The sequence below is a fragment of the Streptomyces violaceusniger Tu 4113 genome, assembly GCF_000147815.2.
Classification (GTDB): Bacteria; Actinomycetota; Actinomycetes; order Streptomycetales; family Streptomycetaceae; genus Streptomyces; species Streptomyces violaceusniger_A.
The window spans coordinates 920,572-945,058 of record NC_015957.1 but is presented as its reverse complement, the minus strand read 5'-3'; the positions used below and the strand labels follow the sequence as shown (position 1 = coordinate 945,058).

The window sequence follows — 24,487 nt, the reverse complement described above, 5'->3', positions numbered from 1 at the left end:
GTACTCCGCCAGCATAAGCGCGGCACTATCGAAACAGCACCGTTTCGCTCGTGGTCTGGGTCACAGAACCGAGTTGCTCCAAATGGCGTAGCTCGAAAACATGGGTGGGGTGGAGCCTTACAGAAGCGACGACGACCTGGCGTACCTGCGATTTCCGCATCTGCACGGCGACTTGCTGTGCTTCGCGGCCGAGGACGATCTGTGGGTCGCCCCGCTGACCGCCCCCGACGGGCCCACGGGGCGGGCCTGGCGGCTGACCGTGGACCGTACGCGTGTCGGACCTGCCCGCTTCTCCCCCGACGGCTCCCAGATCGCGTTCACCACCTGGCGCAGCCTGGACCCGGAGATCTATCTCGTCCCCGCGGCCGGCGGCCCGGCCCGCCGGCTGACCTACTGGGGCAGTACGGACGCCCAGGTCTGCGGCTGGACCCCGCCGGACCAGGACGGCGTCTCCCAGATCCTCGCGGTCTCCTCCCATGAGCAGCCGTTCTCCCACTTCTCCTGGGCCTACACCCTGCCCACCGACGGCAGCCCCGGCGGACGGCTGCCCTGGGGGCCGGTGGCCGATATCGCGGTGGCCGACCTCGACGGCGAGCGCCGCACCCTGCTGCTGACCGGCAAGCCGCCGCATGAGCCCGCCACCTGGAAGCGCTACCGGGGCGGTGCGACGGGCCGGCTGTGGCTGCACGGCACCCGGCTCGCGGAGGAGCTGAACGGCCATCTGGACGCGGCGATGTTCGTCGGCGGCCGGATCGCCTTCCTCTCCGACCACGAAGGCATCGGCAATCTCTACTCCTGTCTGCCCGACGGCACCGATCTGCGCCGCCACACCGACCACGCCGACTTCTACGCACGCCACGCCTCCACCGACGGCTCCCGCGTCGTCTACCAGTGCGCGGGCGAGCTGTGGCTGGTGGACGACCTGGGCCCGGACGGCGTGCCGCGCAAGCTGGACGTACGGCTGGGCGGGGCGCGGACCGGGCGGCGGCCCTACCAGGTGCCGGCCGCCTCGCATATCGACTCGCTGTCGGTGGACGCCACGGGCCGGGCCAGCGCGGTGTGCGTCCGCGGCAGCCTGTACTGGCTCACCCACCGCGACGGCCCCGCCCGCACCCTCGCCGACAGCCCGGGCGTCCGGGTGCGGCTGCCCGTGATGCTGGGCTCGACCGGCCGGGTCGCGTACCTCACCGACGCGGAGGGCGAGGACGCCATCGAGATCGCGCAGCTACCCCGGGCCAGCGGCCCCGGCGAGCCGCGCCGGCTGGCCGCCGGGCTGCTGGGCCGGGTGCATGAGCTGGAGTCCTCGCCGGACGGCGACCTGCTCGCGGTCGCCGCGGGCGACGGGCGGCTGCTGCTGGTGGACACCTCCGCCGACGGGGACGGCGAGGTCACCGAGCTGATCCGGTCGGACAACGGCCCGGTGGGCGACCTGGCCTTCTCCCCCGACTCGGCATGGCTCGCCTGGTCCCACCCCGGGATAGGCCGCACCCTGCGCTCGATCAAGATCGCGCGGCTGGCCGACCGGACCATAGTGGACGTGACCAATGGGCGGTTCGAGGACGAGGAGCCGGTCTTCACCAGCGACGGCCGCTATCTCGCCTTCCTCTCCTGGCGCGGCTTCGACCCGGTCTACGACGTGCACACCGGCGACCTCTCCTTCCCGCTGGGCTGCCGCCCCTATCTCGTACCGCTGTCCTCCGCCACCCCCTCGCCGTTCGCGCTCTCCCCCGAGGGGCGCCCGGCGGCGGGCGGGCTGGACCCGGACGACAGCGGGGACGACGGCGACGGCACGGTGACGGTCGAGGTGGAGGGGCTGGCCAGCCGGGTCACGGCCTTCCCGGTGTCCGCGTCCAAGTACTCCTCGCTGCACCCGGTCAGCGGCGGCGGACTGGTGTGGCTGCGCTGGCCGATCTCGGGCGCGCTCGGCGAGACGTTCGCCAACCCGGCCGAGACCTCGAGCCGCCCCACCCTGGAACACTTCGACCTGGCGAAGGCCAAGCGGACCGAACTCACCAGTGAGCTGGACTGGTTCGCGGTCAGCGGCGACGGCACCCGGCTGGTGGCCTACGACGACGGCGATCTGCGCGCGATGCCCGCCACCGAGACCGGCGACAGCGACTCCACGGTCCACCTCGACATGCGGCGGATCCAGCACACCGTCGATCCGGCGGCCGCGTGGCGGCAGGCGTACGACGAGGCCGGGCGCATCACCCGGCACTACTTCTGGGACCCGGGGATGTGCGGTGTCGACTGGGACGGGGTGCTCGACCAGTACCGCCCGCTGATCGAACGGGTCGCCTCGCCCGAGGAGTTCGCCGATCTGCTCCGCGAGACCCTCGGCGAGCTGGGCACCTCGCACGCCTACGTCGCCGCCGCACGCCGCAACGAGGGCCCGCCCCACTACCAGCGCCCCATGGGACTCCTCGGCGCCAACCTCACCCGGACCAAGGACGGCCGGTGGGCGGTGGCCCGCATCCTGCCCGGTGAGTCCTCCGACTCCCGGGCCCGCTCGCCGCTGGCCGGTCTGGGCATCCGGGACGGCGCCGTCCTCACCCATGTCGACGGGCGCCCGGTGGACCCGGTGGCCGGTCCGTTCCCGCTGCTGACGGCCGCGGGCGGCACGACGGTGGAGCTGACCTTCGAGCCGCCGGACGGTGAGGGACCGGCGCGCCGGGTCGCGGTCTGCCCGCTGATCGACGACCGGCCGCTGCGCTACCAGGACTGGGTCGCCCAGCGCCGGGCCGTGGTACGGGAGTTGAGCGGCGGGCGGTGCGGCTATCTCCACATCCCCGACATGGGCGGCTCCGGCTGGGCGCAGTTCAACCGCGATCTGCGCCGCGAGATGTCGCTGCCCGCGCTGATCGTGGACGTCCGGGGCAACGCGGGCGGCAACATCAGCGAGCTGGTGGTGGAGAAGCTCACCCGCAAGGTCATGGGCTGGGACCTCACCCGCAACGCCCAGCCCGTGTCGTACTCCAGCAACGCGCCGCGCGGGCCGATCGTCGCGGTCGCCGACGAGGCGACCTCCTCCGACGGCGACATGATCACCGCGGCCTTCAAGATCCAGGGCATCGGCCCGGTGGTGGGGCTGCGCACCTGGGGCGGGGTGGTCGGGATGACCGGCCGTCACCGCCTCGGCGACGGCACCTCGATCACGGTGCCGATGAACGCCGCGTGGTTCGACGCCTACGGCTGGGGCGTGGAGAACCACGGTGTGGAGCCGGACATCGAGGCGCCGCGCTCCCCCGTGGACTGGGCGGAGGGCCGCGCTCCGCAGCTCGGGGTCGCCGTCCGTACGGCGCTCGATCTGCTGGAGCGGCATCCGGCCGCGACCCCGCCGGACTACTCGGACGTCCCCGATCTGCGCCGTCCCCAACTGCCGCCGCGCGGGGGAAGTAAGCCGTCTCGGAAGGGAAGCAAGTCCTCGCGCAAGGGAAGCAAGCCGCCCCGCAAGGGGAAGTGAGCGCTTCCGTCGGGAGGCCGGGCAGGACGCTTCCGCCGGGAGGCCGGGGCAGGAGCGGCGCCGGGCGCAGACAGGCGCAGGGGCAAGCGCAGGGGCGCATTCCCATGGTCGCCCATGGGGATGCGCCCCTCCCGCCCTGGCCCCGTCACATCTCTTCGAAGGGCTCCTGGTCCATCGTCTCCTCGTCGCCCATGCCCGGCTGACGGCGCTCACGGCTCATCTGCTCGGACTGCCCGCGGGCCTCCGGCCGGTCCTGCTGGCCACGGCGCTGCTCCTGCCCCGGCTCCCGGCGGGAGCGCTCCTCCATACGCTCACCGGACTGCATCCGCTCGCCGGACTGCATGCGCTCACCGGACTGCATGCGCTCACCAGGCTGCTGGCCGCGCCGCGGCTCCTGGCTCCGCCCGCCCTGCGGCTTCCGCTTGGCCTGCTGACCCTTGTCGTTCGGCTGGTCCTTGGGGCCCATGTGTCACTCCTCATCGGGTGAATGGCGTCGGGCCCGACAAGAGTTACATGTGCCGACTTTCTCCGCATTCCGGATCGGAGGAGTCGAAGAAAGCGCAGGTCAGCGCGGTTGACGGAGCGTTACTGGTAACGCTCCGTGTCTGCCGTGCGCGCCTTCTCGTCCGCCGCGCCGCCCTCGCCCAGCAGACGACCGCCCCGCCCCTCCCGGGTCGCCGCCAGCCGCGGTTCGGCGCGGCGCATCTCGCGCCGCCCCACGGCGTGGATGAACGCGGGCAGATAGCCGCGCACCGACTGCATACCGCGCAGCCACCACTGCGCGTACACATGCGCCGACCGGCGCTCGATGCCTGCCACCAGCCGGTCCACCGCCGGGCCCAGCGGATAGGTGCGGCCCGCGGGCCAGGGCAGCCGCTGCCGCAGCTCACGCATCACCTCGTCCTGGTCGGCGCCGCGCACCATATCGGTGTCCGTCCAGCTCAGATAGCCCACGCCGACCCGCACCCCACGGTGGCCCACCTCGGCCCGCAGACTGTGGGCGAACGCCTCGACTCCCGACTTGGACGCGCAGTACGCCGTCATCATGGGCGCGGGCGCGAGCGCGGCGAGCGAGGCGATCTGCAGCAGATAGCCGCGGCTCGCGATCAGCGCGGGCAGGAAGGCACGGGCCGTGGTGACGCTGCCCAGCAGATTGACCTCGATCACCCGGCGCCAGGCCGTCTCGTCGGAGTCGAGGAACGGACCGGCCTGGGCCACGCCCGCGTTGGCACAGACGATGTCCACCGCGCCGAACCGCTCCACGACCTCCCCCGCCACCCGTGCCATCGCCTCGGCATCGGTGACATCGGCATGCCAGTGGGCGGAGTCGGTCGGCAGCCGCTTCGAGACCCGCTTCAGCTCCTCGGGCTCCAGGCCCACCAGCGCGACCTTCGCACCGCGGGCGGAGAGCTTGCGCGCGAGCAGCTCGCCGACACCCCGCGCCGCGCCCGTCACCACCGCGACCTGGCCCTCAAGGCTCCTGCGCGCACTCATGTCGTCTGCTCCTTCGCTTCAACCGCTGTTGTGGGGTGGGACGTCCCGAACTCCTCGACCAGGCCGCGGATCACTCCGGTGACCGCCTCGGGGTCCTCCACCGGGGTCATATGGCCGAGCCCCGGGAGCTCGATGAGGCCGGTGCAGTGCGGCAGCGCGGCGGCCAGGGCGTCGGCGTGCTCGGGCGGGGTGAGCCGGTCGGCGGTGCCGACGATGACGGCCGTGGGCAGGGTCAGCTCGCCGATGCTCGCCTCCAGTTCGAGGTCGAGCAGGACGCGGCCCCATCCGCCGCGTACGGCGCGGGGGCAGGCGTGCAGGATCCGCGCGCACATGTCCACCGCGGCCGGGTCGGCGCCGGGGCCCATCGTGACGTAGCGCACCAGCCGCTTGGCGAGCGGGGTGACCGGGCCCAGGGGGGCGCGTGAGCCGAGGAGCACGCGGTGCACCCGCGCCCGTGCCCGCGGGGAGCGCAGCGGCACCACCCGCGACCGGTCCACCAGCCGCGAGGCGCCCGTGCTGCACAGCACCACGGCGGCCGCGCGCTCGCGCAGCGCGAGGCGGTCGGCCGCGGCCATCAGCGTCATCCCGCCCATGGAGTGGCCCGCCAGCACGGCCCGCCGACCGGGCGGAAGGGTCGCTTCCAGCACCGCCACCAGGTCGTCGGCCAGGGCGTGGGTGCTGTAGCCGCCGGGCCCCGGGGCCGGGCTGCGGCCATGGCCGCGCTGGTCGTAGACGATCACCCGGTGGTCGGCCGAGAGGGCGCGCACCACCGGCGCCCAGAAGGCCGTGGAGCAGACCCAGCCGTGCGCGAGCAGGACCGCCGGGGCGTCCTCGGGGCCGTGCAGCTCCGTGTGGAGCCGGCTCCCGTCGGCCGAGACGACCGTCAACTCGCTCTCCGGGACGGGCGGGGCGTACGGCCCGACGGTCGGGGAAGGAAGCCGCCTCACCGCGATCCCCTCCCCGCACCCGCCGTGGACACCGTGGCCTTGACGGGCCCGGTGTGCGGCCGTAGCACCGTGTACTCGGCGAGGTCCACGCGCCGGGTGACCTTGCGCAGCTCGCTGGTCGTCCCGGGCCACAGGGTGGTGTTGCGGCCGTTGTCGAGGTACCAGCTGTCGCAACCGCCGGTGTTCCACACCGTGCGCCGCATCCGTTCCTGAATCATGTCCGTGTAGGCGCGCACCGCGGACGGCCGGGCGTCCAGCGCGACCTTGCCGCCCAGGGTGTCCAACTGGCGCAGATAGTCGGCCATATAGGCGAGCTGCGCCTCTATGACGAGGATCATCGAGCTGTTCCCGAGGCCCGTGTTGGGCCCGATGATGGTCAGGAAGTTGGGGAAGCCGGCCGGGCTGGTGCCGCGCAGCGCCTCCATCCCGCCCTTCCACTCCTCCGCGAGCGTCGTCCCGCGCACCCCGGTCACCCGCTGCGCTATGGGGACGTCGGTCACATGGAAGCCGGTGCCGAAGATGATCGCGTCGGCCTCGGTCTCGGAGCCGTCGGCACCGACGAGGGTGGCGCCGCGCACCTCCTTCAGCCCGGCCGGAACCACGTCCACATGCGGCTGGGCGAGCGCCGGATAGTAGTCGTTGGAGAGCAGGATGCGCTTGCAGCCGATGCGGTAGTCCGGGGTCAGCGCCGCCCGCCGCGCCGGGTCCTTGATGGCCCGTCGCATATGCGCACCGGCCAGCCGCTCGACGAACCGCATCTCGCCCGGCCGCTTGGTGAAGGCACCCACCTGCAGCTCCCGGATGCCCCACAGCACTCCGCGGCGCAGCGCCCGGGTGGCCGGGACCCTCGAGTGCAGCCATCGCTCCAGGCCGCTGATCCGGCGGTCCATCCGCGGCAGCACCCAGGGCGGGGTGCGCTGGAAGAGGGTGAGCCGGCCGACCTCGCGCTGGATGGCGGGGACGATCTGTATGGCCGAGGCGCCGGTGCCGATCATCGCCACGCGCTTGCCGCGCAGATCGGCGGTGTGGTCCCAGCGCGCGGAGTGGAAGACGGCGCCGGGGAAGCCGTCGAGCCCGGGAATATCCGGGATCCGGGGGTCGGCGAGCGGACCGGTGGCGCTGACCACGACATCGGCGGTCAGCGAGCCCCGCACCGTCTCCACCTCCCAGTGCACCGCCGCGGAGTCCCAGCGCAGGGACCGCACTTCGGCGCCGAAGCGGAGGTGCGGCCGCAGCCCGAAGGTATCGGCGACCCGCTCCAGATACGCGCGGATATGCGGCTGGCCGGAGAAGTTCCGGGGCCAGTCGGGGTTGGGCGCGAAGGAGAACGAATACAGATGCGACGGGACATCGCAGGCACACCCCGGATAGGTGTTGTCCCGCCAGGCCCCGCCGACCGCCTCCGCCCGCTCCAGGACCACGAAGTCCGTGATGCCCGCGCGGCGCAGCCGCACCGCCGCTCCCAGACCGCCGAATCCGGCCCCGATCACCGCCACCCGCACATGCTCATGCGTCAGCCCAGCCATGCCGCCGCCTCCCAGGAACGCGAATACGACCGTGCCAGCAATCACTGGCACGATGGGAGCGTAGGACAGGGATCTACCGAGCGGTAGGGGCTGTGGACAACGAAGTTACCGCCGGTCGCACCCGACCGGCCGCGGCATAGGCTTCAGTTGTGGCGACGAGCGAAGCGGACGAGGTACGCGAGTACCGCATGCCGGAACTGGCCGAGAAGGCCGGGATCACCGTGCGCACCCTGCGCTTCTACCGGGAGCGCAAGCTGATCCCGCCACCGCGCCGCGACGGCCGGATCGCCTGGTACAACGACCACCATCTGGCCCGGCTGCGGACGATCGCGGGGCTGCTGGAGCGCGGCCACACCCTCGGCGGAATCGCCGAGTTGATCGCCGCCTTCGAAAGCGGCCGCCGGGACGTCGGCGAGCTGCTCGGGCTGCCCGGCGCGGCCCCCTCCTGGCCCTCGGAGACCCCGGTCCGGCTCACCCCCGAGGCGCTCGCGGACTACTTCCACGGCGAGGTCACCGCGGAGAACCTCACCACCTCGCTCGACCTCGGCTATCTGGCCGTCGACGGCGACGAGATCGTCCACCTCAGCCGCCGCCTGCTGGACGTCTCACACACCCTGGTCGAACAGGGCGTCCCGCTGGCCGCGGTGCTCGCCGCGGGGCGCGAGGTGCGTGAGCATGTGGAGGCGATCGCCGAGACCTTCGTCACACTGCTGCGCACCCATGCGGCGGCGGACGCCCTGGAGCACGGCGAGGACGTCGGCGAGACCGTGGAACGGCTGCGGCCGCTGGCCACGAGCGTGGTGGACGCCGAGCTGACGATGGCCATGAACCGCCGCATGCGGGCGGAGACGGACCAGACGCCACCCGGCGGCCACTCCGGAAATCAGTGAGCCCACGGAGGTCGGCGAGCCGACGGGACCAGTGCGCCGCCGGACGTCAGCAAGCGCACGGGACCAGTGCCCCCGCGAAGGTCAGTGAGCCGAGCCGTAGGCCACCGTCACCGGGGCGTGGTCGCTCCACCGCTGGTCGTAGGCGGGCGCCCGTTCCACGACCGCCTTGACCGCACGCCCGGCGAGCCCAGGGGTCGCGATCTGGTAGTCGATGCGCCAGCCCGCGTCGTTGTCGAAGGCCCGGCCGCGGTAGGACCACCACGAGTACGGACCGGCGACGTCGGGATGCAGGGCGCGCACCACGTCCACGTACCCCGCCTCCTCGAAGACGCTGGTCAGCCAGGCGCGCTCCTCCGGCAGGAACCCGGACTTCTTCTGGTTGGCCTTCCAGTTCTTGAGGTCGGCCTCCTGGTGGGCGATGTTCCAGTCGCCGGCCACCAGCGCCTCGCGCCCGCCGGCCGCCGCCCGTTCGCGCAGCTCCTTCAGATACGGAAGGAACTCCGCCATGAAGCGCTCCTTCTCGTCCTGGCGGTCCGTGCCGACCTCACCCGAGGGGAGATACAGACTGCCGACGGTCACGCCGGGCAGATCGACCTCCACATAACGGCCGCTGCCGTCGAACTCGGACGACCCGAAGCCGACCCGTACGCCCTCCAGCTCGCGCCGGGCGTACACCGACACCCCGGCCCGGCCCTTGGCCGCCGCGGGGGCGTGCACCACATGCCAGCCGTCGGGTTCGCGGACCGCCTCCGGCAGCTCCTTGGGTTCGGCGCGTACCTCCTGGAGGCACACCACATCGGCCGCGGTAGCGTCCAGCCAAGGGCCGAAGCCCTTCTTGGCGGCGGCGCGCAGCCCGTTTACATTCACGGTCGTCACGGTGAGCACCTCCGGCACGATACGCGACAAAAACCACGCGCCCATCCACTGCATAGAAGTACGATTCGACGCATGAATATTCAACCAATCCGCTACGACCACCCCGACGCCCTCAAACTCGACGAGGAAGTGCAGGCGGAGTACGCCGTGCGCTACGGCGAGGGCGATCTCACGCCCATGGACGCGGCCCACTTCGACCCGCCGCACGGCCTCTACCTCATGGCCTACGACCCGGACGGCACCCCGGTCGCGACCGGCGGCTGGCGCAGCCAGGAGCGGAGCGAAGAGGGCTACGAGGACGGGGACGCCGAGATCAAGCGGATGTTCGTGGTCCGCGCGGCGCGCGGGCGCGGGCTGGCCCGGCGGATCCTCGCGGCGCTGGAGGACAGCGCGCGGGAGGCGGGGCGGGTGCGGATGGTCCTGGAGACCGGCACCGAGCAGCCCGAGGCCATAGAGCTGTACACCTCGTCCGGCTACGCACCGGTGCCGAAATTCGGGCTCTACCGCTTCGAGGAGAGCAGCCGCTGCTACGCCAAGCTCCTTACGGCCGCGCCCGTGGAGCCAGCCGTAAGCCCATCCATAGGCCGGTCCGTGAAGCCATCCGTAAGGCCATGACGAGGGGCCCGCTCCGGATCCGGACGCAGCGTCCGGATCCGGAGCGGGCCCCTTACGTCTGCCGTGCGGCTACGGGCCGGTCAGCCCTGAGCGGCGTACTTCTTGCTGACGGCCTCGAACACGCCCTTCGCCTCGGCTCCCAGATGCGGACCGGCGAGCCAGGTGTGTCCGTAAGAGCCGATCGAACTGTTGGACACCAGCACCGTCTTGCCGTCGTTGTTGACGAACCAGCCGCCGCCCGAGGTACCGCCGGTCATCGAGCAGCCGATCCGGTACATCGTCGGCGAGGTGGGCGAGAACGACAGCCGCCCCGGCCTGCTGGTGCAGTTGAACATCTTGGCCCCGTCGTAGGGCGGGGCCTGCGGATAGCCGTACGCGCCGATCGAGCTCACCCGGTCCGCCGACGGCGCCCCGAACCACACCGGCACCGAGGCCCCGACCGTCTCCTGCAGCGACTTGCCACCGCCGCCCTCGGGCTTCACATGCAGCACCGCGAAGTCGTACGCCGACCCCACCCCGCCGGTCTTACCGCCGTTCGCGATCCACTCGGACGAGGTCTGCGACCAGTCCGCCCACCACACGCCGTAGGGGCTGACCGCGTTCTGGGCCGCCGTCCGGGTCTGCTCGGCCCCCAGCCCGTTGTCGTTGTACGAGGGCACGAAGACGATGTTGCGCATCCAGCCGCCCTGCTTGCCGGAGTGCGCACAGTGGCCCGCGGTCCACACCAGGTTGGACTTCCCCGGGTGCGCCGGGTCGTCGACAACCGTGCCGGAGCACACCATCGGCCCCTCGGGGCTGTCGAAGAACACCTTCCCGACCGGCGCCATGTTCTGGTGGTACGGCCGCGAGACCTGCTTGGCCGGCACGGCGGGCGGCTCGGGGTCGGTGGCCGCCTGATCCTGGCCGGCGCTCTGCGTGGAGACGGTGGTCGACGAGTCCTTCGCCTTGGCCATCCGGGAAGGCTGCCAGAAGTTCTTGATCATCGGATTGGCGAATTCCGATGCCTTGCGGGCCCACTTGTCCCAGTCCTTCCAGCCGCCCTCCTTCCACTTCTTCAGGTCGTCCAGACTCGTCGGGACGCCTTCCGGCAGCTGGATCCCGTCCTTGGCCTGCTGCCCGGCGGGCGCGGCCGAGGAGTCCGACGCGGAAGCCGCCTCGTCGTCACCGGGCCCGCAGGCGGAAGCGGAGACCACCAGCAGCGCGGTCATGGCCGCGACCGCCACGGTGGAACGGCGTATGAGTGGCATGGAGCCTTATCCCCCTGTTGTGGTGCAGTTGTTGTGCTGTGCTGTGTCGCGTCTGCCCTACGGCGCTTTCACGCCACGAAGCCACTGGACAGGGCATCTACTATGCCCGCGCCCCTGGCCTGCGCCATCACCTGTCCCCCGGCCCGCACCAAACACGAACGCGGTCAGCACGATTCCATGACATCGCCGACCTCGGGCGCGCCCACCCGACTGGATCAGGCGCGGTGGCGGCGGAGAGAGACCTCCATAGGCTGGATCCCATAGGAGGGCCTTCTGCTCCAGGGGTCTGCCGTGCCGTGACGCTTTCGAAGGAGACACGCCATGCCCGCTTCTCCTGGGGATTCCCGACGCTCGGAGGGCGACGCCGCCGGATTCACGGCCTCGCCGCAATTCGCCCAGGCGTTGCAGCAGATCGTGGTGGATCTCGTCGAACTGCACCTCCAGGGAAAGCAGGCCCACTGGAACCTGGTCGGCCACAACTTCCGGGACCTGCACCTGCAACTGGATCAGATCGTCGACGACGCCCGGGAATCGGCCGACACCATCGCCGAGCGCATGCGCGCTCTCGCCACCGTGCCGGACGGCCGCTCCGACACCGTCGCGGCGACCACCACACTCCCCGCGTTCCCCGCGGGCGAGGTGAACGTGAGCGCCGTTGTCGACCTCGTCACCACGCGCCTGCGCACCACCGTCGACACCCTGCGCACCCACCACGACCAGATCGACAACGAGGACCCCTCCACGGCCGACCTCCTGCACGCGATCATCGATTCCCTGGAGAAGCACGCCTGGATGGTCAGCGCCGAGAACCGATCCGTCTGACCCCATTCCCCGCATTGCCGAAAGGCAGAGCCGGGAAACCGAGAACCACGTCACCACCCGCTGCCGGACGACACCAAAAAGCCCCCGCCGAATTTCCCCGGCGGGGGCTTTGAGCTGCTGTGGACCTGAGGGGATTTGAACCCCTGACCCCCTCGATGCGAACGAGGTGCGCTACCAGTCTGCGCCACAGGCCCTTGCAACGAGTGAAACTCTAGCATCCCCTCCGGGGTGCTTGGTAATCCGTTCCTCGCTGGTCAGTGCAGGGGCTCGTCACTCGTTGGCAGCACGCGGCCGGTCCTCGTCGGCGTACTGGTCGAAGAGGGGAGTGCGGCCGCGGTCTCGGGCGCCGCGGGGCGGGGTGGCGGCCGGGTCCGGGGCCGGGGCGGGGCTCTGGGCGGAGGTGGGGTCGACGGTGCTGGAGCGGGCGGAGCTCCAGGCGTCGGGGGCGGCCAGGTCGACGCTGCCGGTGGCGCGCGGGGCGACGGGGGCGGTGACGTAGGTGGGCAGCGGGACGGGCACCGGCTCCCAGCCCGCCCCGGCGGCCGGGCCCCGCTCGCGCTCGCGCTCCTGGTCCACCCACTCGGCGTGATCGGTCTGCTCCACCAGCGCGCGGCGCCCGGCCGCGTGCCGGGAGGGCACGGGTGCGGGGGCGGGCTCGGCCTCGGCGGGGGCGGGAGGGCCCGCGGGGCCGTCGTCGGCGGTCCGGCCCTCGGCGGGCGGATGGGCCCGGGGGCGGCGCTCCCGCAGCCGCTGTGCGGCCTGCTCGGCGTGGCGCTGGTCCATGGTGAACGCGAAGCGGCGGCGCTCCTGGGCGCGGAGGTAGGCGATATAGGCGCTGAGGAGTATGGCCGGGATGCCCGGGGCCCACAGGAAGGCGAGGCCACCGACGGCGGCGACGATCGCGCCGAGGGTGAAGGCGAGGAAGAGCATCACGGTGGTGCGGCGGCGGCGCGCGAGCACTCGCGCGCGCCGTCCACGGTCCAGCGCGCTCCAGGCTCCGCTGCCGCCCGCGCCTCCCGCGCCTCCCGTGCCGCCCGCGCCGCGTGCACCGCTCGCTCCCCCGGCCGCCGGTGCCGGCGCGGCCTCGGAGGGGGCTTCGGCGGCCGCGGGAGCGGGGGCGCGCAGGGTTACGGGGTCGGCGAAGGCCCGGACGTCGACCGCGTCGGTCACCGCTTCCGGGTCGGCCGCGTAGCGCCCCGGCCCGGACACGGCGGCGCCCCCTGCGACGGGGGCGTCCGCGTCCTCGGCGGTGCGCTCCACGGGGTCGTCCGCCGGGTCCCCGGGGCGCTCGAGGTCCGCACGGCTCTTGGCGTAACGGCGCTCCATGCCCGCCCGTCCGGACAGCAGCCGGATGGCGGTGCTGAAGCGTTCCGTCGGACGGGCCTCATTGAGCTCGTCCTGCCTACGAAGCCACATCGGCACCAAATAGGCGGCCCAGGCCCCGACGATGACTGCGTAGATGAGGCCACTGCTGCTCACGCTCACACGGTAGAGGGGTCCGCATGAGGCCATCTGCCAATTGGCGCGGTGTGTCGCACGATCTGGCTGATATCTCGAAAGTTTTTTGTGATTGATGGGATGACCAGGCTGGAAATGTTCTCCCGTTATTCGAACAGGTATTTTATTTCCGTGACGCGCCTGGTCGAGTCCGGTGCCACCGGCTCAGCAGTCCCTCGGACAGTTCCTCCACCGTGAGCGCGTAGACCAGGTGATCCCGCCATGCGCCGTCGATGTGGAGATAGCGCGGCCGCAGTCCCTCCTGGCGGAATCCGAGTTTCTCCACCACCCGGCGGCTGGGCAGGTTCTCGGGCCGGATGCACACCTCGACGCGGTGCAGTCCGACGGCGCGGAAGCAATGGTCGACGGCGAGCGCGACCGCGGTCGGCATCACTCCGCGCCCGGCCACCGACTGGTCGATCCAATAGCCGACATGGCCCGAGCACATCGACCCCCAGGTGATCCCGGCGACCGTCAACTGCCCGGCCAGCCGCCCCTGGTACTCGATGATGAACGGCAGCATCCGCCCGGCATGCGCCTCCGCACGCAGATGGCGGACCATCTGCCGGTAGGAGGGCCGGTGGGTGACGGGGCCGCCCGGCGGGGGCGGCGGGATGGTCGCCTCCCAGCGCCGCAGCCACTCCCGGTTGCGCTGGTTGACCTCGCGCCAGGCGCGCTGGTCGCGCAGCTTTATGGGGCGGAGGACGGTGTCGCCGTCCGCCAGTGCGACCGGCCAGGGGGCGTTCAGCGCGCGCTCCCGTCCGGCCCCGCGGAATCGGCGGGAGCGGCGGGGCCGGCGGGTCTGCGGTGGTCCCCGCCGTGGATCTGGTCGACCGCGTGGGCCAGGAGGCGGCCGAGCACCTTAAGGCCGTCACGCACCCCGCCGGTGGAGCCGGGCAGATTGACGATCAGGGTGGTGCCGGCGACCCCGGCGAGCCCCCGGGAGAGCGCGGCGGTGGGCACCTTGGCGAGCCCCTCGGCGCGGATGGCCTCCGCGATGCCGGGGATCTCGTAGTCCAGGACGGCGCGGGTGGCCTCCGGGGTGCGGTCGGTGGGGGTGAGACCGGTGCCTCCGGTGGTCACCACGACGTCGTACGAGGAGGCCACGGCGTCCCGCAGGGCGGCCTCCACCGGATCGCCATCGGGCACCACGCGCGGGCCGTCCACGGCGAAGCCGAGGCCCGCCAGCCCCTCGGCGATCAGCGGGCCCCCGGTGTCGGCGTAGACCCCGGCGGCGGCGCGGTTGGAGGCGGTGACGACCAGGGCGCGGCGGTGTGGCGCCGCTGAGCCGCTCATGTCCGGCTCCAGTCGCCGGACTTACCGCCCGTCTTCTCCTCCACCCGGACGTCGGTGATGACGGCTCCCTTGTCGACGGCCTTGACCATGTCGATCACCGTCAGGGCGGCGACCGAGACCGCCGTAAGGGCCTCCATCTCCACGCCCGTGCGGTCCGTGGTCTTCACGGTGGCGGTGATCTCGACGGCGTCGTCGGCGACCGCGAGATCCACCGTGACGCCCGACACCGCGAGCGGATGACACAGCGGGATCAGGTCCGGGGTCCGCTTGGCGCCCATGATGCCCGCGATCCGGGCGGTGGCGAGGGCGTCGCCCTTGGGGAGGCCCTCGCCGCGCAGCAGTTCCACGACGCGCGGCGCGACGCGTACGCGGCCGCTCGCCCGGGCGGTGCGCGCGGTGACGTCCTTGGCCGAGACGTCGACCATGCGGGCGGCGCCCGACGGGTCGAGGTGGGTGAGATGGTCCTGGGCGCTGCTCATCGTTCTCCCGGTCCGGGCCAGGTGGCTCCTGTGTGGGACGACACCGTACCCGCCGCTGATGGCGGCTAGGCCAGCAGGACGACGTCCACCTCGGCGCCGGGGGCGACCTTGGTGACGTCCTCGGGGACGACGATCAGCGCGTTGGCGTGTGCCATGGCCTTGATCAGGTGCGATCCCGCGCCGCCCACCGGGCTGACGGTGGCCGGGCCGTCGATCGTGGCCGGCTCGTACCAGCCGCGCAGGAACTGGCGTCTGTCCTTGGGCGAGGAGGCGACGCCCTCGGGGCAGACCGCCCGCTCGATGGTGCGGTGGATGTCGGTGCCGCCGAGCATGGTGCGGATGACGGGGCGCACGAAGAGCTCGAAGGAGACGTACGAACTCACCGGGTTGCCGGGAAGGGCGATCAGCGGCGTGTCCTCCGGGCCGACGCGGCCGAAGCCCTGGGGCTTGCCGGGCTGCATGGCCAGCTTGCGGAAGTGCACCTCGTGCATCGCCTCCTTGACCACGTCGTACGCGCCGACGCTGACCCCGCCGCTGGTGACGACGACGTCGGCGCGGACCAACTGGTCCTCGACGGCGGCGCGCAGCGTCGCGGCGTCGTCGGCCACCGCGCCCACCCGGTAGGCGATCGCGCCGGCCTCCCGGGCGGCGGCGGTGAGCTGGAAGCTGTTGGAGTCGTGGATCCGGCCGGGGCCCACCTCCTCACCGGGCTGGACCAGCTCGCTGCCGGTGGAGATCACGACCACCCGCGGCCGGGGCCGCACCTTCACGGTGGCGCGGCCGAGCGCGGCCAGCAGCCCGATCTGCGGGGCGCCCAGGAGCGTGCCGGCGCGCAGCGCGAGCTCGCCCGCGTCCGCGTCGCTGCCCCGGGTGCGCACGTGCTGGCCCTCCCGCACCGGGTGGAAGACGCGCACCCTGCCGCTTCCGCCGTGGGGGTCCGAGCCGCGCGCGGGCATATGGGTGACCGGCCCGCTGTCGAGGCCGCCGTCGGTCCACTCGACGGGGACGACGGCCTGGCCGCCGGGCGGGGTAGGGGCGCCGGTCATGATCCGGGCCGCCTCGCCGGGGCCCACGGCGGGCAGGTCACCGCTGCCCGCCGCGATGTCGCCGACGACGGTCAGCACCGCGGGATGGTCCTCGGTCGCGGCCGCGACGTCAGCCGTACGGACGGCATAGCCGTCCATGGAGCTGTTGTCGAACGGCGGAAGCGCGCCGGGGACGGTGACGTCCTCCACCAGGACGCAGCCCTGGGCTTCGAGCAACTGCAGCTCGATGGGCTCCAGCGGGTGGACATGCCCGAGGATGTCGTCGAGGTGCTCGGCCACCGTCCAGACCCGGTCCTGGTCCGGGCCGTGATCGGCGGCCCGTTCTGCGGTGCTGCTCAAGGTGCTACATCTCCTCAGTGACGTAACTGCGAAGCCATTCCCGGAACTCCGGGCCCAGGTCTTCACGTTCGCACGCGAGTCTGACAATGGCACGCAGATAGTCGCTACGGTCGCCTGTGTCGTAGCGGCGTCCCTTGAAGACGACGCCATGCACCGGGCCGCCGAGGTCCGGACTGGAGGCTAGCGCCTGCAGGGCGTCGGTGAGCTGGATCTCGCCACCGCGGCCCGGCTCGGTCCTGCGCAGCACCCCGAAGACGGCCGGGTCGAGCACATAGCGGCCGATGACGGCGTAGTTGCTGGGCGCGTCCGCGGGGTCGGGCTTCTCGACCAGGCCGGTGACCTGGACGACGTCGTCGTCCACGGTCGGCTTGACCGCCGCGCAGCCGTAGAGGTGGATCTGTGCCGGGTCCACCTCCATCAGGGCGATGACGCTGCCGCCGTGCCGCTCCTGGACGTCGACCATGCGGGCCAGAAGCGGGTCGCGGGCATCGATGAGGTCGTCGCCGAGGAGGACGGCAAAAGGCTGGTCACCTACGTGCGGGGCGGCACAGAGCACGGCGTGGCCGAGACCCCTGGGGTCTCCCTGGCGGACGTAATGCATGGTCGCAAGGTCGCTGGATTCCTGGACGCGGGCGAGTCGGGTCTCGTCGCCCTTGCGGGTCAGTGCCTCTTCGAGCTCGTAGTTGCGGTCGAAGTGGTCTTCCAGGGGTCGCTTGTTACGACCGGTGACCATGAGGACGTCGGACAGTCCGGCGGTGACGGCTTCCTCGACGACGTACTGGATCGCCGGCTTGTCGACGACCGGCAGCATCTCCTTGGGGGTGGCCTTGGTGGCCGGAAGAAAGCGGGTTCCGAGCCCCGCGGCAGGGATGACAGCCTTGCTGATCCGAGTACGCGATTGAGTCATGTTCCGAACCCTATCCGGTCCCTTTAGGACGAATGATGAGCATTCGGTGAATATGACATGAGACAGGAAGATTGCGCACCCAGTGATCAACTTTGACGGTAGTAAGCGCGCATTGCGGAGACGTCACCTGACGATGAGGTCCAGGTTGACGGCGGATGACATCGAGAAGGCCGGCGCCGCTCTGGCGTGTCGTGCCCTGGAGCTTCCCGAGATCGCCGGGGCGGCCACGGTGGCGGCCTACGTGTCCATGGGGAGCGAGCCCGGTACGCACGCCCTGAGGGAGGCCCTGCGCGCCCGGGGGGTGCGGGTGCTGCTTCCGGTGCTGCTCGATGACGACGATCTCGACTGGGGCGAGGACGAGGGGCCGGAGCGGCTGGCGCCCGCCCGGCGCGGCCTGCTGGAGCCCGAGGGACCGCGGCTCGGCCCGGAGGCGGTGACCCGGGCGGACGTGGTGCTGCTGCCCGGGCTCGCGGTGGACCGGCGCGGGATGCGGCTGGGCCGCGGCGGCGGCTCCTACGACCGGGTGCTGGCCCGGCTGGTGGGCGCGGGGGCCGGTCCGGCGCTGGTGGTGCTGCTGTACGACGGTGAGGTGCTGGACGAGGTGCCCGAGGAGGGCCACGACCGCCCGGTGCACGCGGCGGTGACCCCGTCGGGCCTCCACCGCTTCACACCGCGGCCCCGCTGAAGGCGCCCTGAGGCGTCTCCCGGCGGGGCCGCGAAAGTCGGCGGGCCCGGGACCGACCGGAGGCGAAAACGCCCCTCAGACGGCCACCGGGCCCTTCAGAGCCCCGTGCGGGGCCCCGGGGTCGCTACGGGGTGAGCGCCAGCTCGTCGTCCGTCGACTTGTCCACGGCGCTCTTGCTGAACGCCCAGGGCAGCAGCTCGCCCTTCGCCCACTTCTCGGTCTGGTCCGTGTAGTGCGCGTCGTAGGCGTGGCCGGAGGCACCGGTGAGGTTGATCCAGCGCGACTTGTCGAGGTTGTCGAGGTTGACGACCATCCGCATCGACGGGACCCAGGTGACGTCGTAGCCGCCCGCCGCGTTCCAGCCGGTGGCGTTGACCGCCGCCTCGCCGCCGGAGAGGTTCCACGGGCCGCGGTTGAGGAGCCACTGCACCACGCCGGGGCCATCGGTGCCCAGGGTCTGGTTCTTCAGCGTCAGCCGGTGCAGCCGGCCCCAGCTCCAGCTATTGATGTCCTTGCCCAGCTTCGCGGTGAGCTCGGAGCGCGCGGCTCGCATGGCCTGCCCGAGCAGCTCGTCACGGTTGGTGGCACCGGGCTTGTTGCGGGTGCCCGCCGTCTTCCACCAGTTGTTCTTCGGATCCTTGATGATGTCGCGCACGACCTCGTACCAGCGGTCGCCGCCGTCCGGCTGGGCCATGTCGGCGTCGCGCTTACCGCATTCGCGCACCAGCCGGGCGTTGCCGTTCAGATCCTCCAGCGGACCCGAGTCGTCGGCCGGGCGCACCCGCAGGCACTCCCCCTTGACCCGCAGCTCCTTGGGGAGCTTGTCGCCGAAGGCCAGCTTGAGGGTGTTGCGCCAGACGGCGTTGAAGTACGCGGCGGCCGCCGAGTCCGAGTCCTGGGTGTAGTCCCAGCTCTCCAGCAGCTTCTGCGCCTGCCGTACGTAGTCGTCCTTGACGTCGATCTTCAGCAGATAGGGCGTCAGCACCTTGGCGATCTCGCTGCTGTTGTCCATCTGCAGGGACTGCATGTCGTCCGTGGAGATCTTCCCGCCGTCCTTGGTCTTCGACTCGATGAGGTCGGTGATGCGCTGGCTACGCGCGCCGTACCCCCAGTCGTCGGTCAGCAGATACGGGTAGTTCTTCTTGTCCACGACGGCCTGGTTGGCGGTGACGATATAGCCGCGATCGGGGTTGAGCTCCCAGGGCAGCGCCGACTGCGGAATGTACTTGCTCCACTTGTAGCGCGAGTCCCAGCCGGGCGCCGGATAGCGGCCGTCGCCCCTGGAGCGCACCGGGATCTGGCCGGGCGCCTGATAGCCGATGTTGCCCTTGGTGTCGGCGTAGATGAGGTTCTGGGAGGGGACCGCGAAGTCGCGGGCCGCCTTACGGAAGTCGCTGAAGTTCTTCGAGGTGTCCAGCTTGAAGACCGCGTCCATGGTGTTGGACGGGGTGAGCGCGGTCCACTTCAGCGCCACCGCATAGCCGTCGCCGCGGTCGGGGGCCACATCATCGGCGCCGCTGCCCACCGGGGCGTCCTTGCCGACGGAGGTGAGCTCGTCATCGCGGTCGGAGACGATCGGGCCGTTGTTGGTGGTGCGGACGGTGATCGTCCGGCTCTTGCCGCCCGCGACCTTGATGGTCTCCTCGCGGGTGGTGAACGGGAGCTGCTTGCCGTCGTAGAGATAGCCGTTGTCGGTGACCTTCTCCAGGTACAGGTCGCTGACGTCGGCGCCCAGGTTGGTCATGCCCCAGCTGATGTCCTGGTTGTGACCTATGACCACGCCGGGCAGACCGGCGAAGGTGAAGCCCGCCGCGTCGTACGGACAGGCGCTGGTGACCTGCTTGCAGTGCAGCCCCATCTGGTACCAGACGGACGGCAGCTGGGGCGCCAGGTGCGGGTCGTTGGCGAGCAGCGGCTTGCCGGTGGTCGTGTACTTGCCGGAGACGACCCACGAGTTGGAGCCGATACCGGTCCCGTTCGGGCCGAGCAGCGCCGGGACGTCGTCCAGGGTCTTGGAGAGCGAGGAGAGCTGGCCCTGCAGCCCCTGAGCGGCTCCGGTGGCCCCTCCGTCCGCCGTGCCGCCCGTACCGCTCGTGGAGCCCGCCGGGGTGGCCTTGGGATCGAACTCGTCCGTCAGCTCGTTGACGCCGCCGCCCTGGACGATCGGCTTGTTCCGGCTGTACGGGTAGGACGGGTAGAGCTCATCTATCTGCTTGGCGCTGAGCCTGCTGGAGGCCAGTGCGCGGTCCACCTCGTCCTGCATATTGCCGCGCAGGTCCCAGGCCATCGCCTTGAGCCAGGCCAACGAGTCGACCGGGGTCCACTTCTCGGGCTTGTAGCCGTCGTTCTTGAAGTCCAGGGCCGCGTACTCGACGGACAGCGCATCGCCCTGGTGGTCCTTGAGATAGGCGTTGACGCCGTCGGAGTAGGCCCGCAGATACTTCTTGGTGTCGGGCGAAACCTTGGTGTCGTACTCCTGCTTGGCCACCCGGTGCCAGCCCATGGTGCGCAGGAACGCGTCGGTCTCCACCTGGCCGGAACCGAACATCTCCGAGAGCCGCCCGGCCGTCATATGGCGGCGGACGTCCATCTCCCAGAAGCGGTCCTGGGCCTGGACGAACCCCTGGGCCCGGAAGAGGTCCTCGGAGGTACCGGCGTAGATCTGAGGTATCCCATAGCCGTCACGTTTGACCTGAACGGGTCCGGACAACCCCTTCAGCTGCAGCGATCCCGTGGTCTCCGGGAATGAGGCACGAACTGTACTGATGCTCCAGTACGCGCCGTAGCCGACGCCCCCGACGAGCAGCAGCACGACTGCGATCACGAACAGGCGGAGACGTCGGCTCTTCTTCTTTTTGGGAGAAGAGCCGGTTGTGTTGGCGGGCATCGCTGTCCTTCGAGGGGCAGGGTGAACCTGGAGTGCTGGAGCAACCATAGGCGCAGGGCTGTCGCCGCCCCTACGCGGAGTCATGACTGACGCTTCGCACCGGCCACCGACCGGGCTCGTACACCTCGGCGAAGGCTCCTCGTGGGAGGCTCGCGTCAAGATCCCGTAAAATGTTAGGTAAGGCAATGAAGTTCCGGTCGGCGGGGCCCTGTTCGCAGCGTTCCCTCCGCTCCCGTGAGAAAGGGTCGGCCCCTGACTGTTCACCACCTCAATGAACTGCTGTTGATCTGCTCGCTCGTCCTGCTTTTCGCGGTGGTGGCCGTAAGGATCTCCTCGCACAGCGGGCTGCCCACGCTGCTGATCTATCTCGGGATCGGTGTCGCGATCGGCACGGACGGGATCGGCGTCACCTTCAACGACGCCGAGCTGACACAGGTCCTCGGCTACGCCGCGCTGGTCATCATCCTGGCCGAAGGCGGTCTCGGCACGAAGTGGGGCGAGATCAAACCCGCCCTGCCGGCGGCCGCCGTCCTGTCCACCGTGGGTGTCGCGGTGAGCGTGGGGCTCACCGCGACCGCAGGACACTATGTGGTGGGACTGGACTGGCGGCAGGCGCTGATCATCGGCGCGGTGGTGTCGTCCACGGACGCGGCGGCGGTCTTCTCTGTGCTGCGCACGGTGCCACTGCCCAAGCGGCTCACGGGCGTCCTGGAGGCCGAGTCGGGCTTCAACGACGCCCCCGTGGTGATCCTGGTGGTCGCCTTCTCCAGCCACGGCGACCTGGAGCCCTGGTACACCCTGATCGGCACGATCGCCCTGGAGCTGGCGATCGGCGCGGTGATCGGCCTCGCGATCGGCTGGCTGGGCGCGTACGGCCTGCGGCATGTGGCGCTGCCCGCCTCGGGTCTGTACCCGATCGCGGTGATCGCCATCGCGGTGACCGCCTACGCGGGCGGTGCGCTGGCACACGGCTCCGGCTTCCTCGCCGTCTACCTCGCCGCGCTCCTCATGGGCAACGCACGGCTGCCGCACTGGCCGGCGACGCGCGGCTTCGCCGAGGGGCTGGGCTGGCTGGCCCAGATCGGGATGTTCGTCCTGCTGGGACTGCTGGTCACCCCGCATGAGCTGGGCGATGACGTCCTGCCCGCCCTGGCGGTCGGGCTGGTGCTGACCGTGGTGGCCCGGCCGGTGTCGGTTCTGGTCAGCACGGCGCCGTTCCGGCTGCACTGGCGGGAGAAAGCACTGCTGTCCTGGGCCGGGCTGCGCGGGGCGGTGCCGATCGTCCTGGCGACCATCCCGGTGGTCAGAGATGTGCCCGGCAGCAGCCGGATCTTCAACATCGTCTTCGTGCTGGTGATCGTCTACACCCTGGTCCAGGGGCCGACGCTGCCCTGGCTCGCCACCCGGCTGCGGCTCGAGGAACCCGAGCCGGCCGACCTGGGCATCGAATCGGCGCCCCTGGAGCGGCTGCGCGGCCATCTGTTGTCTGTGTCGATTCCCCAGGCGTCCAAGATGCACGGCGTCGAGGTCGGCGAGCTGCGGCTGCCCACGGGGGCCGCGGTCACGCTGGTGGTCCGGGGCGGGACCAGCTTCGTACCGCTGCCCTCGACGGTGCTGCGGCGCGGTGACGAGCTGCTCGTGGTGGCCACGGACCCGGTGCGCGACGCGGCGGAACGGCGGCTGCGGGCGGTGGGCCGGGGCGGCAAGCTGGCGGGCTGGCTGGGCACGGGAGCGGGCTGAGGGGGCGGGCTGGGGGGCGGGAGCGGGGGCCCGCCGGGGGTCCGCGAGGGCCCGGAACGGGAGCCGGGAGCGGGAGCCGGGAGCGGGCCTCGGACGGTGGGTTCGATCACCGTACATCCCGTCCCAGTGGACTGACGCGCAGGAATACTGCACTATGGAGCGTCGTTAGCACTCATTGAGTGAGAGTGCCAGGAGGAAGAACGTGCCGACCTACCAGTACCAGTGCACCGAGTGCGGCGAGGGCCTCGAGGCGGTGCAGAAGTTCACCGACGACGCGCTCACCGAGTGCCCCAACTGCACGGGACGCCTGAAGAAGGTGTTCTCCGCGGTCGGCATCGTGTTCAAGGGCTCCGGGTTCTACCGGAACGACAGCCGCTCCTCTTCCAGCAGCACGAGCGGCGGTTCCAGCAAGCCGGCGGCGAAGAGCGACAGCTCCGACTCGTCGTCTTCCTCGTCCTCGTCCTCGGACTCTTCTTCCTCGTCCTCTTCCTCGACGTCTTCGTCGTCCGGGTCTTCGTCGTCCGGGTCTTCGTCGTCCTCGGCGTCCTCCTCGTCGTCTTCGTCGTCGAGTTCGGCCGCCTGACCCGGCCACCTCTCTTCGGCTTCATCGGCACCCCGCCGCCTCCACCGGGAGGAGGCGGGGTGCCGTTCGTGCGGACGCGGGTGGCTAGGGTGATCGCATGGTCGAGACCAGCAGGCAAGCAGACATAGGGGTCATCGGGGGATCGGGGTTCTACACGTTCCTCGACGACGTGACCGAGATCACTGTGGAGACTCCCTATGGGGCGCCGAGCGACTCGCTCGTCCTCGGCGACATCGAGGGGCGACGGGTCGCCTTCCTCCCGCGGCACGGCCGCAAGCACCACCTGCCGCCGCACCGCATCAACTACCGCGCCAACCTCTGGGCCCTGCGCTCGCTCGGGGTGCGGCAGGTCTTCGGCCCATGCGCGGTGGGCGGGCTGCAGCCGGAGTACGGACCTGGAACGCTGCTCGTCCCGGACCAGCTGGTGGACCGCACGAAGGCGCGTACGCAGACCTACTTCGACGGCGAGCCGCTGCCGGACGGCCGGATTCCGAACGTCGTGCACACCACCTTCGCCGACCCGTACTGCCCGGTGGGGCGGAGCGCGGCCGTGGACGCGGCGCGCGGACGCGGCTGGGGGCCGGTGGACGGCGGGACGATGTGCGTGATCGAGGGGCCGCGCTTCTCCACCCGGGCCGAATCGCGCTGGCATGCGGCACAGGGCTGGTCGGTGGTCGGCATGACGGGCCACCCGGAGGCGGTGCTCGCCCGTGAACTGGGCCTCTGCTACACGTCGTTGACGCTGGTCACCGACCTGGACGCGGGTGTGGAGACCGGTGAGGGCGTCACCCACACCGAGGTGCTGAAGGTCTTCGGGGAGAACGTGGGCCGACTGCGTGAGGTCCTCTTCGACGCGGTGGGCAAGCTGCCGGAGACCTCCGCGCGGGACTGCCTGTGCACCCACGCCCACGACGGCTGGGACCTGGGGATCGAGCTTCCGTAGGGGCGGTGCGGGGTGGACGGGTAGACGCGCACGGCGGCCGCTGTGGGGCGGGTGTCGCTCGCCTGGGTGACCGAGTTGTCCACAGCCCGGTGGCCGTCCACAGGCCCGAGCGGGATCGGGTGGGGGCGGGCATGGTGAGGGGGCCAGAAGCACTCGGTCCCTCACGGCAGGCGGTGATGTGCCATGTCCCATCCGTCCCCCACTC

Annotated in this window: 21 protein-coding genes and 1 tRNA gene; 8 read left to right on the top strand and 14 right to left on the bottom strand. The window is 71.2% G+C overall.

Annotated features, from left to right (window positions below; all coding sequences use genetic code 11):
* Window positions 1–100 precede the first annotated feature (100 nt).
* The gene (locus tag STRVI_RS04315; protein ID WP_014054388.1) at window positions 101–3,463 is read left to right on the top strand and encodes a S41 family peptidase; all 3,363 of its coding nucleotides are present in this window, start codon (window positions 101–103) and stop codon (window positions 3,461–3,463) included.
* Window positions 3,464–3,608: 145 nt separating this feature from the next.
* Here STRVI_RS04315 and STRVI_RS04310 read toward each other — a convergent pair whose 3' ends face one another.
* The 4 genes from STRVI_RS04310 to STRVI_RS04295 form a co-directional block, all read right to left on the bottom strand.
* Complete coding sequence (locus STRVI_RS04310) at window positions 3,609–3,929, bottom strand: hypothetical protein (RefSeq protein WP_014054387.1); 321 nt, start codon at window positions 3,927–3,929, stop codon at window positions 3,609–3,611.
* A gap of 119 nt (window positions 3,930–4,048) precedes the next feature.
* Window positions 4,049–4,957, bottom strand: a complete 909-nt coding sequence (locus tag STRVI_RS04305) for an SDR family oxidoreductase (protein ID WP_014054386.1) — start codon at window positions 4,955–4,957, stop codon at window positions 4,049–4,051.
* On the bottom strand, window positions 4,954–5,904 hold the full coding sequence (locus STRVI_RS04300) for an alpha/beta fold hydrolase (protein ID WP_014054385.1): 951 nt from the start codon (window positions 5,902–5,904) through the stop codon (window positions 4,954–4,956). The genes STRVI_RS04305 and STRVI_RS04300 overlap by 4 nt, the downstream gene beginning before the upstream one ends.
* Entirely contained in the window at window positions 5,901–7,430 is a 1,530-nt protein-coding gene (locus tag STRVI_RS04295; protein WP_014054384.1) for a flavin-containing monooxygenase, read from the bottom strand. The genes STRVI_RS04300 and STRVI_RS04295 overlap by 4 nt, the downstream gene beginning before the upstream one ends.
* Before the next feature lie 188 nt (window positions 7,431–7,618).
* Between STRVI_RS04295 and STRVI_RS04290 the strand changes: the two genes are divergently transcribed.
* Window positions 7,619–8,320, top strand: coding sequence for a MerR family transcriptional regulator (locus STRVI_RS04290; protein WP_078505104.1), 702 nt, complete (start codon window positions 7,619–7,621; stop codon window positions 8,318–8,320).
* Between the two features lie 81 nt (window positions 8,321–8,401).
* On the opposite strand, the gene STRVI_RS04285 is transcribed toward STRVI_RS04290, so the two are convergent.
* Window positions 8,402–9,205, bottom strand: coding sequence for an exodeoxyribonuclease III (locus STRVI_RS04285; protein WP_043237842.1), 804 nt, complete (start codon window positions 9,203–9,205; stop codon window positions 8,402–8,404).
* 63 nt (window positions 9,206–9,268) lie between these two features.
* Between STRVI_RS04285 and STRVI_RS04280 the strand changes: the two genes are divergently transcribed.
* Window positions 9,269–9,811 carry a GNAT family N-acetyltransferase gene (locus tag STRVI_RS04280; protein ID WP_014054381.1) on the top strand — a complete coding sequence of 181 codons (543 nt, stop codon included), beginning with the start codon at window positions 9,269–9,271 and terminating at the stop codon, window positions 9,809–9,811.
* Between the two features lie 80 nt (window positions 9,812–9,891).
* On the opposite strand, the gene STRVI_RS04275 is transcribed toward STRVI_RS04280, so the two are convergent.
* Entirely contained in the window at window positions 9,892–11,058 is a 1,167-nt protein-coding gene (locus STRVI_RS04275) for a trypsin-like serine peptidase (protein WP_014054380.1), read from the bottom strand.
* A 321-nt stretch (window positions 11,059–11,379) separates the two neighbouring features.
* On the opposite strand from STRVI_RS04275, the gene STRVI_RS04270 reads away from it, so the two are divergent.
* Window positions 11,380–11,880 carry a Dps family protein gene (locus STRVI_RS04270; RefSeq protein ID WP_014054379.1) on the top strand — a complete coding sequence of 167 codons (501 nt, stop codon included), beginning with the start codon at window positions 11,380–11,382 and terminating at the stop codon, window positions 11,878–11,880.
* Window positions 11,881–12,000: 120 nt separating this feature from the next.
* Here STRVI_RS04270 and STRVI_RS04265 read toward each other — a convergent pair.
* The 7 genes from STRVI_RS04265 to galU all read right to left on the bottom strand — a co-directional run bounded on the left by STRVI_RS04265 (window position 12,001) and on the right by galU (window position 17,444).
* Window positions 12,001–12,074 (bottom strand) — tRNA-Ala (locus STRVI_RS04265).
* A gap of 76 nt (window positions 12,075–12,150) precedes the next feature.
* Window positions 12,151–13,359 (bottom strand): divisome protein SepX/GlpR, encoded by a 1,209-nt coding sequence (gene sepX, locus STRVI_RS04260; protein ID WP_043237836.1) that lies wholly within the window; start codon window positions 13,357–13,359, stop codon window positions 12,151–12,153.
* 142 nt (window positions 13,360–13,501) lie between these two features.
* Window positions 13,502–14,125 (bottom strand): GNAT family N-acetyltransferase, encoded by a 624-nt coding sequence (locus STRVI_RS04255; RefSeq protein WP_014054377.1) that lies wholly within the window; start codon window positions 14,123–14,125, stop codon window positions 13,502–13,504.
* Window positions 14,122–14,673 (bottom strand): MogA/MoaB family molybdenum cofactor biosynthesis protein, encoded by a 552-nt coding sequence (locus STRVI_RS04250; protein WP_014054376.1) that lies wholly within the window; start codon window positions 14,671–14,673, stop codon window positions 14,122–14,124. The genes STRVI_RS04255 and STRVI_RS04250 overlap by 4 nt, the downstream gene beginning before the upstream one ends.
* On the bottom strand, window positions 14,670–15,152 hold the full coding sequence (gene moaC / locus STRVI_RS04245; RefSeq protein WP_014054375.1) for a cyclic pyranopterin monophosphate synthase MoaC: 483 nt from the start codon (window positions 15,150–15,152) through the stop codon (window positions 14,670–14,672). The genes STRVI_RS04250 and moaC overlap by 4 nt, the downstream gene beginning before the upstream one ends.
* A gap of 65 nt (window positions 15,153–15,217) precedes the next feature.
* Window positions 15,218–16,537, bottom strand: a complete 1,320-nt coding sequence (glp, locus tag STRVI_RS04240) for a molybdotransferase-like divisome protein Glp (protein ID WP_014054374.1) — start codon at window positions 16,535–16,537, stop codon at window positions 15,218–15,220.
* Between the two features lie 4 nt (window positions 16,538–16,541).
* Window positions 16,542–17,444 carry a UTP--glucose-1-phosphate uridylyltransferase GalU gene (galU, locus tag STRVI_RS04235; RefSeq protein ID WP_014054373.1) on the bottom strand — a complete coding sequence of 301 codons (903 nt, stop codon included), beginning with the start codon at window positions 17,442–17,444 and terminating at the stop codon, window positions 16,542–16,544.
* A gap of 85 nt (window positions 17,445–17,529) precedes the next feature.
* Here galU and STRVI_RS04230 point away from each other — a divergent pair, with 85 nt between their 5' ends.
* Window positions 17,530–18,129: a 5-formyltetrahydrofolate cyclo-ligase gene (locus STRVI_RS04230; RefSeq protein ID WP_078505668.1), complete on the top strand. Its 600-nt coding sequence runs from the start codon at window positions 17,530–17,532 to the stop codon at window positions 18,127–18,129.
* Window positions 18,130–18,253: 124 nt separating this feature from the next.
* Here the strand turns inward: STRVI_RS04230 and STRVI_RS04225 are convergent, their stop codons facing one another.
* Window positions 18,254–21,016: a penicillin acylase family protein gene (locus STRVI_RS04225; RefSeq protein ID WP_014054371.1), complete on the bottom strand. Its 2,763-nt coding sequence runs from the start codon at window positions 21,014–21,016 to the stop codon at window positions 18,254–18,256.
* 234 nt (window positions 21,017–21,250) lie between these two features.
* On the opposite strand from STRVI_RS04225, the gene STRVI_RS04220 reads away from it, so the two are divergent.
* The 3 genes from STRVI_RS04220 (at window position 21,251) to STRVI_RS04210 (ending at window position 24,282) form a co-directional block, all read left to right on the top strand.
* Window positions 21,251–22,756, top strand: coding sequence for a potassium/proton antiporter (locus STRVI_RS04220; protein ID WP_014054370.1), 1,506 nt, complete (start codon window positions 21,251–21,253; stop codon window positions 22,754–22,756).
* 202 nt (window positions 22,757–22,958) lie between these two features.
* Window positions 22,959–23,339, top strand: a complete 381-nt coding sequence (locus STRVI_RS04215) for an FmdB family zinc ribbon protein (protein ID WP_014054369.1) — start codon at window positions 22,959–22,961, stop codon at window positions 23,337–23,339.
* A gap of 97 nt (window positions 23,340–23,436) precedes the next feature.
* Window positions 23,437–24,282, top strand: coding sequence for an S-methyl-5'-thioadenosine phosphorylase (locus STRVI_RS04210; RefSeq protein ID WP_014054368.1), 846 nt, complete (start codon window positions 23,437–23,439; stop codon window positions 24,280–24,282).
* Window positions 24,283–24,487 lie beyond the last annotated feature (205 nt).

Excerpts from the sequence above, each read along its gene's own strand:
- STRVI_RS04315 (WP_014054388.1), top strand. The coding sequence starts at position 101 with ATGGGTGGGGTGGAGCCTTACAGAAGCGACGACGACCTGGCGTACCTG.
- STRVI_RS04310 (WP_014054387.1), bottom strand. The coding sequence starts at position 3,929 with ATGGGCCCCAAGGACCAGCCGAACGACAAGGGTCAGCAGGCCAAGCGG.
- STRVI_RS04305 (WP_014054386.1), bottom strand. The coding sequence starts at position 4,957 with ATGAGTGCGCGCAGGAGCCTTGAGGGCCAGGTCGCGGTGGTGACGGGC.
- STRVI_RS04295 (WP_014054384.1), bottom strand. The coding sequence starts at position 7,430 with ATGGCTGGGCTGACGCATGAGCATGTGCGGGTGGCGGTGATCGGGGCC.
- STRVI_RS04290 (WP_078505104.1), top strand. The coding sequence starts at position 7,619 with ATGCCGGAACTGGCCGAGAAGGCCGGGATCACCGTGCGCACCCTGCGC.
- STRVI_RS04280 (WP_014054381.1), top strand. The coding sequence starts at position 9,269 with ATGAATATTCAACCAATCCGCTACGACCACCCCGACGCCCTCAAACTC.
- STRVI_RS04275 (WP_014054380.1), bottom strand. The coding sequence starts at position 11,058 with ATGCCACTCATACGCCGTTCCACCGTGGCGGTCGCGGCCATGACCGCG.
- STRVI_RS04270 (WP_014054379.1), top strand. The coding sequence starts at position 11,380 with ATGCCCGCTTCTCCTGGGGATTCCCGACGCTCGGAGGGCGACGCCGCC.
- STRVI_RS04250 (WP_014054376.1), bottom strand. The coding sequence starts at position 14,673 with ATGAGCGGCTCAGCGGCGCCACACCGCCGCGCCCTGGTCGTCACCGCC.
- moaC (WP_014054375.1), bottom strand. The coding sequence starts at position 15,152 with ATGAGCAGCGCCCAGGACCATCTCACCCACCTCGACCCGTCGGGCGCC.
- galU (WP_014054373.1), bottom strand. The coding sequence starts at position 17,444 with ATGACTCAATCGCGTACTCGGATCAGCAAGGCTGTCATCCCTGCCGCG.
- STRVI_RS04225 (WP_014054371.1), bottom strand. The coding sequence starts at position 21,016 with ATGCCCGCCAACACAACCGGCTCTTCTCCCAAAAAGAAGAAGAGCCGA.
- STRVI_RS04210 (WP_014054368.1), top strand. The coding sequence starts at position 23,437 with ATGGTCGAGACCAGCAGGCAAGCAGACATAGGGGTCATCGGGGGATCG.